Genomic DNA, 11,337 nt, shown 5'->3' with positions numbered 1-11,337 from the left:
TCCATATTGTCTATTTTGAAACTTATATACACAAAACCATATTAATATTAGCTCATACATTAATATGGCTTTTTTTACTAACAACATCGGATCTTCTTCTAAAAGCAGGCCAAGGATACGCTCCAATTCACAAACCGAACAATAAGAGGTGGGACGAGTATAGCCTTACAGCGCAAAATGTTTTGACCCTGAGCATTCCCTGTTAGAATCGGCTGTACTGTTAACCATAGACGCTGTGAACGAATTCATGAAAGAAAGAGTGGTTGTTTCCGTTTCATCCATCCATGGGACGAAGCACTTTCATCTCGGTAAATGGTTCCGACATTTTTTAAAAGGTTTTGGCTATGTGCTGGTTGCCAGCATTCTCGCCACTGGCGGCGTTATCTATTACCTTCTTGATGAAGTTGATTTTGCCAAACTCAAGCAACAAGAGTTAGAGAGCCAGTCGATGTCACTGACCGAAGAAGTCACCTCTTTAAAGGAGCTAAAAAACAGCTTAGAGAATGACCTGCTCGAACGAGAAGAAAAGATGCAGGTTGTTTCAGACAGGCTCGGCGATCTTGAAAAAGTATTGGGTATGGATGAAAGCGGAGCGGAATTAGAATCACGTTTAGACACCGCCGCTATCACTTCTTCAGTTAGAATGGTGATGCTGACCCAAATACCCAGCGGTGCACCTGTGCATAATGCGAGAATTTCGTCAGGATACGGTGAGCGTATTCATCCTGTGACCGGCAACGTCAAAATTCACCGCGGGCAAGATTTTGCGGTTAACATAGGCACGCCAATTTATGCACCAGCCGATGGCGTTGCCGAAGTCACTCGCGCCAGTGATAAAGGGTCAGGCAATTTTTTACGCTTACAGCACTCTTATGGATTTACCAGCTCCTATTCTCATTTGCAAAAATTTGCCGTGAAAGGGGGCGATTTTGTACAGAAGGGCGACTTAATTGCTTATTCTGGAAACAGTGGGTTATCTTCTGGCCCACATTTGCACTATGAAATTCGATTTGTCGGCCGTTCATTAGATCCAAGACCTTTTGTTGATTGGGGCGTGAATGATTTTGAAACGATATTTAGTAAGGTAAGAGGTATCCGATGGGAATCTTTAGTAAACAAAGTCGAGCTAAGAGTCAGCACTCAGCTACAACTCTCATCGCAAAAGGCTGTTCCATTAGTGGGGAACTCAGGTTAGAAAGCGACATTCAAATTGACGGGTCGGTAGAAGGTCAATTGCACGTTGATAAAACCATCGTCATTAGTGAAACAGGCACGGTTAATGGTGAACTGTACGCAGGCCACATCATCATTAATGGCGAGTTCCAAGGCACATGTCACGCGACTAAAATTGAAATTTTAAGCAAAGGGAGCGTCACAGGGTCTATTTATAGCGACGACTTGAGCATTGAACAAGGTGGGCGCTTTAATGGAGTAACCTACCCTGCCCCGGAGAAACAAGTAGTTGAATTAAAAGAAGCGAAAATCGCTGCTGAAGGTTAATTCAACTACCGATTTCGTTCGCACTTCCCCATTTGATAGAAAGTCCCATTTGCTACAAAGTGTAAAAAGGCCTGCTGATGTTAGCAGGCCTTTTGTTTATGAATGTCCTTTCCCAACGGGGAGACTTAGAAACCTTCGATATTTTTTGCTTCTAATTCCGCAAAGTATTTTACGGTTTTCACTTTTAGTTCTTGAGTCGATGGTTCATCACATACAATCACTGATTTCGCGTGAAGTTGTAGTGCGGAGACTGTCCACAAATGGTTGACGCTTCCTTCCACGGCCGCTTGCAAAGCCAGCGCCTTATTGTGGCCTGTCACCAAAATCATGATCTCTTCTGAATCTAGCAGTGTGCCTACACCAATCGTTAGCGCGTATTTAGGAACTTGGTTGATATCACCATCAAAGAATCGAGAGTTTGCAATGCGCGTATCTTCTGTCAGTGTCTTAATACGAGTGCGTGACGAAAGTGAAGAAGCAGGCTCGTTAAACGCGATGTGCCCATCATTACCCACACCGCCCATAAATAAATTAATGCGACCGTATGATTTAATTTTGTCTTCATAGCGCTTACATTCTGCATCAACATCTGGTGCGTTGCCATTCAGTAAGTTGATATTTTCTTCTTGAATATCAACATGATTGAAGAAATTGTTATACATAAATGAGCGGTATGACTCCGGATGATTTTCAGGAATACCAATGTATTCATCCATATTAAATGTCACGACATGCTTAAAGCTCACCTCGCCTGCTTTATGCATTTCAATCAGTGCATTATAAGTCGTCAATGGTGTACCACCAGTAGGTAAACCCAATACAAAAGGACGGTCTGCCGTTGGGTTGAATGCGTTGATGCGTTTTACGATGTGTGCTGCTGCCCACTTGCCGACTTGTGCAGCCTGTTTTAACGGGATAAGTCTCATGATTGGCCCCTAGTTATTGGAATATTATGGTGTAATAGAACATTAATTCGCATTATAAAATAAGTGTTAAGTAACTGCCATTGTTTTAGGTCAAATTTTCGCTCTTTCTTCAAATCCCAACCAGAAATGCGCTTAAATTTGTAGCAATTTCTACAGGTAGAAGTAGAACTAATACGGCACATGCTATAACCAAATGAGATAAAAATTCATCTATAAAATTAAGTAAAGTTTGAGTCGCTATCACTCCACTATCTGGCGAAGCGTGCATTCATTACCCATACTTGGAGTAACAAGCAAGAAAGGAGCAAATGCCATGAAAAACGAACTTGAACCCGCGAAAATTCTCCATGCTTATGAAACAGTAATGGCGCATGGTACACCGACTGAATTCGGGAAAATCTATGAAGGTATCGAAGCTTTTTCAGACTATGACGGCTATAACATTTACATGCGAGGAAATGGTGTGGAGCTAAAAGTTGGCTTCCACAATACCTACCATCTCGATTATGACCAAGAGCATCTACGCGACAGCTTTTTGAAAAAAGTAGCCATTTTGGCTAAGTAGCGGTGTTGACCCAGCTCATGGATTGGCTAAGCGCGACCAAATGAGCAGAGTGGCGATAATGCAAAGCCCGAGTGAGTCATCAATACTAGGGCTTTGAGCGAAAGCACTTTTCTCATCTTGATTGAGTCACACTCTTTTGCACAAAGATCTCTTATATGAAAGGCGATGCGAGCAAGTTTGTCAGCCTTATTGAGACAATAAGGCTGAAGAAATAAATGAGAAAGCTGACCAAATTACGGCTTAAGATCCTGCATTAGAGATACAGATTAATCTTCTTCCGTTAAGCTAACTTCTTCATCATTATAGTCATCACCACTTTCAGGTTTATTGCGACCGTTCAACGTATGGAAACGCTTACGACCGCGAGCAAGTTGAGTGTATTTTAACCAGACACGCTCTAACTTAGATTTCGCTTTACCTGGGTTTTCAATCGCCTTAACAAAATGAGCTTCTTCGGCATTCTCTGGCGTGAGTTCACCAGATTCAAGACCAAGCATGGTACCACCATAAATGGCGAGAAGTTCTTCTTCTGCAAGAGTAAAATCACCAGACTTAGCAAAGCCTCGTGGAAACTTTGTATTGTCGTAAAAACGTTTTTTTCCGTGACGGAATTCAGTCTCAGACATATCAACCTCATGTGAATGGCGCTACTACCATGTAGCGATAGATCACGCGAAAATTAGGCGTAAATCTCCGAAAAGAAAAACAAAAATTTTTTATCGTCATAATTGCACTTCCTTGTTAATCTGACGGGGTAATTTCAGAGGATTTAATATGGATGTAAAAGTTTTTCGCACTTTTCTCGAACTCGCCAAAGTACGTCATTTTGGGCGAGCAGCTGAAAACCTTTATTTGACCCAAGCCGCCGTCAGCGCACGTATCAAGCAATTAGAAAATTATTTTGATGCTCAACTATTTACGCGTGATCGCAACAACATAAAGCTCACATCGGCAGGAGAACGACTCGTTGGCTATGCCGAAGTGATGGTGGCTACTTTGCAACAAGCCAAGTTTGAGCTCTCTTTGGAAAATGGCCGAGCTTTGCAGCTTACATTAGGGGGAACGCCCAACGTTTGGGATGCTCATCTACAAAACTGTTTAAGCGTTGTGACTGATGCTTTTAGCGGTTATGGCTTTATGGCGGAAGTCATGGGGCGCGAGCAGCTCAACCGCAGCCTACTGGAGCGTACCTTAGATATGGCGTTTGCCTTTGACCCAATTAAAGCCGAAGAGCTAAACTGCAAAAAAGTCGCAGATTTAGTACTGGTGTTGGTTTCGACGCGTCCTGACACATTGGAAACCGCCTTTGATAATAAATACGTGTACGTCGATTGGGGAAGCCGTTTCGCTTCCGAGCATGCTGAGCGACATCCGAAGACGCCGACCCCCTATTTGCGCACCTCGACCGCTCGTATCGCACTTGATTTCATTTTAGAAAAAGGGGGAAGCGCTTACCTTCCTACCTCACTTGTTGAACCTTTTATCCACTCTGGCCAATTGTATCGAATTGACAATGTGGAAGATTGGCAGCGTCCCATCTTCCTCAGCTACCGAAAAAACAGCTCATCGATAGAAGCCATTATGCAAGTGGAAAAGTTAGTCAAAAACATCAACCCTAGTAGTGCTTACTCATTACAACAAGCGGGCGAGGTCATTCTCGACTGACCCAACAAATTCATAACGCTGTAGCGGGTATTGAATACAGCGTTATGAATATCCTTTTTCAAGAGAAACCGCAGAAAAAGCCATCCAGTTCCGAAAATGGCTAGTATCGACAGAATTCATGCATACACTTAGCTTATAAAAACTGCATAAGGCTCGTTATACCAAATGGCACCATGGATGGAACTCGATAAAGAACAATGCCAACAAGCTCGCACTAGCCGTGATCCGCGATTTGATGGACGATTTTTCGTTGCCGTCAAAACAACCAACATCTTTTGTCGCCCAATATGTCCGGCAACCCTGCCAAAAGAAAAGAATGTTGAATACTTCGCCAACTCCGCACTAGCTCTACAAGCGGGTTATCGGCCATGCCTGCGTTGCCGCCCAGACAGTGCACCTCATTCTTGGGCATGGAAAGGGGTTGAAACCACCTTTTTGCGTGCAATCAAGCTTATTGAGCAAGGTGAATTACAATCGAGCAATCTGGCTCAATTTGCCGAACGTTTGGGGATCAGTGACCGCTACCTACGACAACTGTTTCAAACCCATTTAGGAGTGTCACCGAAACAATATGCTCAGTACCATCAGTTGATGTTTGCTAAACAGTTGTTGCATTCCAGTGCTCTGTCCATTACCGATATAGGATTCGCTTGTGGGTTCAACAGTACCCGCCGCTTTAACGATGCGTTTATCAAAACGTTGCAACTGACCCCCAGCCAAGTGCGGCAATCTAAAACTGCATTGATGACAAAAAACCTATTAACACTCTCTTTTCGCGGCCCTTTCGATTGGCAATATATGCTAGATTTCTATCGATTACGTGCAGTAAACGCCATTGAACAGGTCAGTAACAATCATTATCAACGCACCTTCAACATACACAATACGACTGGCTGGTTTCGTGCCAGCTTAACCTCTGAGACCCATTTAGAGGTTGAATTCGAGTTGCAAGACATAACCAAACTGCGTTACTTGGTGGCAAAACTACGCCGCCTATTTGACCTCGAAGCCGACATCAGCCACATCGAGGCCTATTTGGAAGACTGCGCTCCGGGTTTAGTCACTCGTTCAGGAATCCGCATTCCCGGCGTTTGGAATTGTTGGGAGGCGGGAGTCAGAGCTATTTTAGGTCAACAAGTTTCGATAAAAGCAGCCATTGGCCAGCTCAATCGATTAGTCGATGCGGTAAACCCAGCTCAAAATACGAGCAGTTACTTTCCAAGCCCGGAACAAATCGCACAGCTTGACTTGCACTTTTTAAAGATGCCACACAGCCGAAAAGAGACCTTAACACGCTTTGCTCAATTCATGTGCCAACACCCTGAAGCCGATGTGGATGCTTGGCTTTCACTAAAAGGTATTGGGCCGTGGACCGTAAACTACGCTAGGTTAAGAGGTCAGTCCGATTCAGATTGCTTTCTAGACACTGATTTGGTGGTTAAGAAGGCCTTAAGCCATTTTCCTGAGCTGAACGCAGACAAGGTTTCACCTTGGGGAAGTTACGCCACCTTTCACTGTTGGAATTACTAATATGAATAGCTTCACCCACTATCACAGCCCCTTAGGAATCATGACATTGCAAGCCTGCGAGCAAGGTTTATTGGGGGCTTGGTTTGAAACCGAAACCACCATGCCAACAGAGTTAGGGGTAAAACCCGAACACTGTACTATACTCATCAATACTATCAAACAGTTAGATGAGTACTTTTCCGGGAAACGGACTATATTTACTTTACCTTTAGCGGCAAAAGGCACCGAGTTCCAACAATCTGTGTGGCAAGCATTATGCAAGATACCTTATGGCGAAACTTGGAACTACCAACAGATTGCAGAGGCGATCGGTAACCCCAAAGCCGTAAGGGCTGTCGGCTTGGCCAATGGTAGAAATCCAATTTCGATCATCGTTCCTTGCCATAGAGTGATCGGAAAAAGTGGTAAACTCACTGGCTATGCGGGGGGCTTAAACCGTAAAGCGAGCTTATTAGAACTTGAGCGAACAACAACAGAGGTTGCAGCAACATGATAAGATCTACGGCAAAATCAATCAGTATTCTCGTCCTTACAGCCACTTTGCAAGGCTGTTTTCAAGATGACCTTGAACGTTGGTTAAACCGTGAAACTTATGAGTTCAAAGGGACTTATGACAACCAGTTCAATGATGACTTATTGATTTTCGAAGAGGGTGTTGTACGTGCTGAATCTGAAACTCAGCACTGGTCTCGCGCTTACAGCGTAGATGGTAATCAACTGACGATCCAGCTACGCAATAACTCGAAAGAAAAACGAGAAGATATCGTGCTTGTGATCCATGGCAAAGGAGAAGTGCTCACATGCAGTGTCTGCGCCATGTATAAATTGAGTAACGTATGGGTAAAAACAGGCAATGTTGAAGCTAAACCGTCTGGAGTAGAAAACGCGAGCCAATAACTCGCGTTAACGCAATGACCAGTTCTACTCAATCATGTTTACCCGTGCCTAAGCTCAAAAATTAAGCTTTTATCTATTTTAAAAACCATCGCACACACTCGCTCTGTCATTTACCCAAAATTCAAGTAAGGTAGAGATATCAGACTGTTGAATTGAATGGATCTCGTGAAATAAGGAGATAATGATGGCAGAAAAACTGTCAACCTCGGCACTGGCTAAATTGCGTAATACAGACGCTAAACAACTATTCAGTAACCTCCAAAAAGCAGGGTACATTAACCGCTTCGACAACAAGTGGGTATTAACAGAACTGGGAGCAAAATTTGGCGGCGAATACACCCAGCACACGCAATATGGCCAATTTATTGTCTGGCCGGAAAACTTGCTCGTCGACACACAAGCCACCAGCGGAAAGACGTTAAGTGCCACTCAGCTTGGCGATCATTTCAGGCTCAACCCCAAAAAAATAAATCAACTATTGAGTGAGTTAGGCTGGATATCTAAAACAGAAAAAGGCTGGCAAGTAACGGAGGCTGGGCTCAGAGCAGGCGCCCAGCAACGTGAAGACAAAGCTTCTGAGCAATTATTTGTTGTTTGGCATGATACGGTGACGCGCAATAAACGTTTGAAACAATCCATCGTCGAATTTTTAGGGCAAGATGCTCATAGCCAATCGACCGATAAATCATTGTCTCACTTTCGCCAAAAATTTGAGGCAAAACATCGCACCTTAGACGGCCACTATGTTCGCTCAACCGGCGAATTACTGATCGATAATTGGCTCTATTTGGCAGGCGTCGTCCACGCTTATGAGCGTCAGTTGCCAATAGAAGCTGACGTAATGTGCGATTTTTATCTTCCGACCGGGAAAGTATATTTACAATATTGGGGTTCAGATAGTGGCGCAACCGACGAAAAAACGCGCTTACAAACTCAAGCCATTTACCACGATCACGGCTTTGCTCTGATTAATATTCACCCGCAAGACATTGCGCATTTAGATGACATTCTGCCTAGAAAACTGCGAGAGTTTGGGATTAAAGCGTATTAATCGCGTTGGCAAGATGCCCCCTTCCCCTCGTCACTGAGAGAGCAACACGAGAGAAAAGGAGCAAAAAACAAAACCTATATTAACGATAAGAAGAATAGCGAGCTCTAGCCGCCTCTTCTTTCGGAACGATGGTTTTACCAATCGGAGCCAAAGAAATAACCGCGAGTTTCAAATGCTGTAGTGCGAAAGGGATGCCAATGATGGTAATAAAACACGCCACCGCCGATAAAATATGACCAACGGCTAACCAAAAACCAGCGAAAACAAACCAAATCACATTGCCGATTAAGCCAAATGGGCTGGTACCAATATCTTGCTGATTGGTCAATTCATCACGGGAAATCGCCTCTTGTCCAAAAGGAAAAAACGAAAAGTTACCGATAACAAAGCAAGCACGCCCCCATGGAATGCCAATAATGCTGATAAAGGCAAGGAGACCAAAAAACCACCAAGCGAGCCCCATAAACACTCCGCCCAGTAAAAACCAAATAATATTGCCGATTGTTCTCATAACTGCTACTCCGTATAAAATAGACCCATAAACCCTTTCAGTATCATTGCATGACCTGAACGGAAGATTAACGCTAGGCTAAACCATGCCATACCGCCGTAACGCCGCTTATCGTACAAAGCAGCAACGCAGCGAAACGGATGTTATCTTTGGGTAGTGATTGCGTGGTCATCATCGCCAACTTATAACCCAACCAAGCTGAGGGGATAAGCGGAATCGTTATCCATAAATGATGTAACGTCAGAAAACCTGCCGGTATTTGAATAATCAAAGAGATGATCGAGCTAAACACAAAAAATGCCGAAAGATTGCCACGCAACTGATTCGCTTCTTGATGCTGTAGGATCAACGCCATCGGCGGCCCACCAATCGCGGAACTGGTGCCAAAGAAACCGGAGAAAAAACCCGCAATACCCATTTTTATCGGGGTAGGTTCGATGCGATACGGCAATAAACTAACAGCCACGGCAAATAACACCAATAAACCAAGCCATAACGCCAGTACATCCGTCGAGACTAAAACCAGAAGGATACCGCCCGCAATTGAACCGGGAACGCGACCAATCAGCGCCATTTTTAAACCGCCGAGCTCAATGTTCGAGCGATGCTTTAAGGCGTTCAAGATAGAAATAAACAGCGCCACGATACAAATGGGGGCAGGAACGTAATCGGCGGAGATCAAGAACAGCAAGGGCGCTGCGACGATCGCTAAGCCAAAACCAATCGCCGTTTGCACAAATGAACCCAAGAAAATAAGAAACATGGCGATAAGCGCCGTACTACTGAACATTTCCATTAAAATGCCTATAAGCGAAACAAAGAAAAGTAATGCCCATAGAGAGCATTACTTCGTTCACGTTATCAGCAATTTTCGATCATGAGAATAGCCAAATTGATCTATCGGTCTGGTATCAGTAAGCAACACCAATACGTTGACGAGGGTGAGCGGCACTTTCTAACTCATCGATCATCGCGAGGGCATAGTCACTGACTGAGATTTTGCTGTTACCTTCAGCATCAGACAATAGAGCGTCACCGCCCACACGGTAAGCACCTTGTTTCTCACCCGGAAAAATCTCAGCGGCCGGGCTAACAAATGTCCAATTAACCTTGCTTGTACTCGCACGGAAGAGATCCAACGCTTCGCCTTGCGCTAATGCTTCCCCTTTGTACTCTTCAGGGAAACCTTCTACGGTCACCAATTTGATACCGGGAGCGACTTCCAATGAACCCGCACCACCAACCCACAGTAGGCGATCCACACCCACTTGCGGTAGATCTGACAGCAGTTTTTGCGCTGTAGCCGCAACAATATCGTGGTTGCCAGCTGCACGTCCGCCGATAGAAGCGATCACGACATCAACACCAGCTAACGCAGCGCTAATTTTTGATAAAGGCTGTTGTAAGTCAAATAGTTGAACGCTAACACCTTCAGCATCGACTTTACTTGAATCACGCACTAACGCGATCACCTCGTGGCCCCGTGCTTTTGCTTCATTGACAATGTGACTACCAATCCAACCTGATGCGCCTAATACTGCAATTTTCATAATTTATTTCCTCATTCGGTTTCTGTTTCTCGACAACAATTGTAGTCTAGTAGTTAAACGAAGGAGGAAAAACACTCAAAAATGATGTAGATTGTATCAATATTCGTATCTAATAAAGGCCTACCATGGACAGACTAACCGCCATGCGCAGTTTTATCGAAGTGGCAAATACTGCCAGTTTTACCAAAGCCGCAGACAACTTGAGCTTAAGTCGATTACAAGTGTCACGTCATGTCCAAGAAGTTGAGGATTGGTTAAAGCAGAGGTTACTGCACCGCACGACACGCAAAGTCAGCCTAACCACCGCCGGTGAAGAGGCTTTAATCCGTTGCGAACAAATTTTGCACCAAACTGCCGAACTTGAAACACGAGCGTTGGAACAGTCACAACTCTTAAACGGTACCATTCGCATTGCCGCGCCGATAGGCCTTGCTCAAAACATGTTATTGGCCGTTGTTGAAGACTTCACGCAACGACACCCCAATGTGTTAATTGACATTGTCGCTTCAGATCGCCTTTCACAACTGGTCGATGAACGCGTGGATATTGCCCTGCGTTTTACCCAACAGCCGGATGATACGCTCATCGCTCGCCGTTTAATGAGCGTCGGCACCGTCATATGCGCTTCCCCTAGCTATCTCAACCAACACCCTCCTATCAATACACCCAATGACTTAACCCAGCACAACTGCTTTGTGCACATGAGTAATAACAAGTGGGATGTGGTTAAAGACAATGAACAGCTCTCTGTCACCGTGAATGGCAACATCCGCGCTAATGATATGGAAATTTTATGCCGTGCTGCCCTACATCACAAAGGCATCGTACGGCTACCATGCGATCTTGCAAATGTCTTTATCGCCTCAGGAACACTAGTACGCGTTTTGCCAGAGTTTCACAGCCCAAGCAGCGCACTATGGGCTGTGTATCTTTCTCGTAGCTATCAAACCCCATTGGTTCGCCAATTCATTGATTTCATCGCTCAAAGCTGGAAAAACGATCTCATCGCTTAGCGTTAAGTCATTCTAGCTAATAATTTAATCAATATTATTAGCTAGATTAAACATAGTGTTAATGCCAAAAATGAAATTATCTATAATTAATATTGTAGATGACCTCATTTATCTCACAGACATACTACC

General features: G+C 44.3%; 14 protein-coding genes. 9 read left to right on the top strand and 5 right to left on the bottom strand.

Annotated elements, in window-relative coordinates; all coding sequences use genetic code 11:
* Positions 1-247: 247 nt before the first annotated feature.
* Both AACQ17_RS01320 and AACQ17_RS01315 read left to right on the top strand, forming a co-directional pair.
* The gene (locus tag AACQ17_RS01320; protein ID WP_017044959.1) at positions 248-1,195 is read left to right on the top strand and encodes a M23 family metallopeptidase; all 948 of its coding nucleotides are present in this window, start codon (positions 248-250) and stop codon (positions 1,193-1,195) included.
* A gap of 8 nt (positions 1,196-1,203) precedes the next feature.
* Positions 1,204-1,500, top strand: a complete 297-nt coding sequence (locus AACQ17_RS01315) for a bactofilin family protein (protein WP_305951630.1) — start codon at positions 1,204-1,206, stop codon at positions 1,498-1,500.
* Between the two features lie 125 nt (positions 1,501-1,625).
* Here the strand turns inward: AACQ17_RS01315 and nagB are convergent, their stop codons facing one another.
* Positions 1,626-2,426 (bottom strand): glucosamine-6-phosphate deaminase, encoded by an 801-nt coding sequence (gene nagB, locus AACQ17_RS01310; RefSeq protein ID WP_013868251.1) that lies wholly within the window; start codon positions 2,424-2,426, stop codon positions 1,626-1,628.
* Positions 2,427-2,739: 313 nt separating this feature from the next.
* On the opposite strand from nagB, the gene AACQ17_RS01305 reads away from it, so the two are divergent.
* Positions 2,740-2,991 (top strand): DUF3081 domain-containing protein, encoded by a 252-nt coding sequence (locus AACQ17_RS01305; RefSeq protein ID WP_017044957.1) that lies wholly within the window; start codon positions 2,740-2,742, stop codon positions 2,989-2,991.
* Between the two features lie 266 nt (positions 2,992-3,257).
* Here AACQ17_RS01305 and AACQ17_RS01300 read toward each other — a convergent pair whose 3' ends face one another.
* Positions 3,258-3,617, bottom strand: coding sequence for a DUF413 domain-containing protein (locus tag AACQ17_RS01300; protein ID WP_013868249.1), 360 nt, complete (start codon positions 3,615-3,617; stop codon positions 3,258-3,260).
* Positions 3,618-3,765: 148 nt separating this feature from the next.
* Here AACQ17_RS01300 and AACQ17_RS01295 point away from each other — a divergent pair, with 148 nt between their 5' ends.
* The 5 genes from AACQ17_RS01295 (at position 3,766) to AACQ17_RS01275 (ending at position 8,134) form a co-directional block, all read left to right on the top strand.
* Positions 3,766-4,656, top strand: coding sequence for a LysR family transcriptional regulator (locus tag AACQ17_RS01295; protein WP_013868248.1), 891 nt, complete (start codon positions 3,766-3,768; stop codon positions 4,654-4,656).
* Positions 4,657-4,833: 177 nt separating this feature from the next.
* Complete coding sequence (locus AACQ17_RS01290) at positions 4,834-6,186, top strand: DNA-3-methyladenine glycosylase 2 family protein (protein ID WP_094147802.1); 1,353 nt, start codon at positions 4,834-4,836, stop codon at positions 6,184-6,186.
* 1 nt (position 6,187) lies between these two features.
* Positions 6,188-6,679: a methylated-DNA--[protein]-cysteine S-methyltransferase gene (locus tag AACQ17_RS01285; protein WP_094147803.1), complete on the top strand. Its 492-nt coding sequence runs from the start codon at positions 6,188-6,190 to the stop codon at positions 6,677-6,679.
* Positions 6,676-7,083 carry a hypothetical protein gene (locus AACQ17_RS01280; protein ID WP_013868244.1) on the top strand — a complete coding sequence of 136 codons (408 nt, stop codon included), beginning with the start codon at positions 6,676-6,678 and terminating at the stop codon, positions 7,081-7,083. The genes AACQ17_RS01285 and AACQ17_RS01280 overlap by 4 nt, the downstream gene beginning before the upstream one ends.
* A 184-nt stretch (positions 7,084-7,267) precedes the next feature.
* A complete protein-coding gene (locus AACQ17_RS01275; RefSeq protein ID WP_166538135.1) occupies positions 7,268-8,134 on the top strand; it encodes a glycerol kinase in 867 nt (288 codons plus the stop codon).
* A gap of 79 nt (positions 8,135-8,213) precedes the next feature.
* On the opposite strand, the gene AACQ17_RS01270 is transcribed toward AACQ17_RS01275, so the two are convergent.
* The 3 genes from AACQ17_RS01270 to AACQ17_RS01260 form a co-directional block, all read right to left on the bottom strand.
* Complete coding sequence (locus tag AACQ17_RS01270) at positions 8,214-8,645, bottom strand: YccF domain-containing protein (RefSeq protein ID WP_026027764.1); 432 nt, start codon at positions 8,643-8,645, stop codon at positions 8,214-8,216.
* A gap of 73 nt (positions 8,646-8,718) precedes the next feature.
* Positions 8,719-9,441 (bottom strand): sulfite exporter TauE/SafE family protein, encoded by a 723-nt coding sequence (locus AACQ17_RS01265; protein ID WP_013868241.1) that lies wholly within the window; start codon positions 9,439-9,441, stop codon positions 8,719-8,721.
* Between the two features lie 115 nt (positions 9,442-9,556).
* Positions 9,557-10,195, bottom strand: a complete 639-nt coding sequence (locus AACQ17_RS01260; protein WP_017043238.1) for an NAD(P)-dependent oxidoreductase — start codon at positions 10,193-10,195, stop codon at positions 9,557-9,559.
* A gap of 125 nt (positions 10,196-10,320) precedes the next feature.
* On the opposite strand from AACQ17_RS01260, the gene AACQ17_RS01255 reads away from it, so the two are divergent.
* Positions 10,321-11,208: a LysR family transcriptional regulator gene (locus AACQ17_RS01255; protein WP_013868239.1), complete on the top strand. Its 888-nt coding sequence runs from the start codon at positions 10,321-10,323 to the stop codon at positions 11,206-11,208.
* The last annotated feature ends 129 nt before the right edge of the window (positions 11,209-11,337 follow it).

Source organism: Vibrio sp. V10_P2A27P122 (assembly GCF_963874335.1).
GTDB classification, from domain to species: domain Bacteria; phylum Pseudomonadota; class Gammaproteobacteria; order Enterobacterales; family Vibrionaceae; genus Vibrio; species Vibrio anguillarum.
The sequence above is the reverse complement of the archived record's forward strand: the minus strand, read 5'-3'. Positions and strand labels throughout refer to the sequence as shown.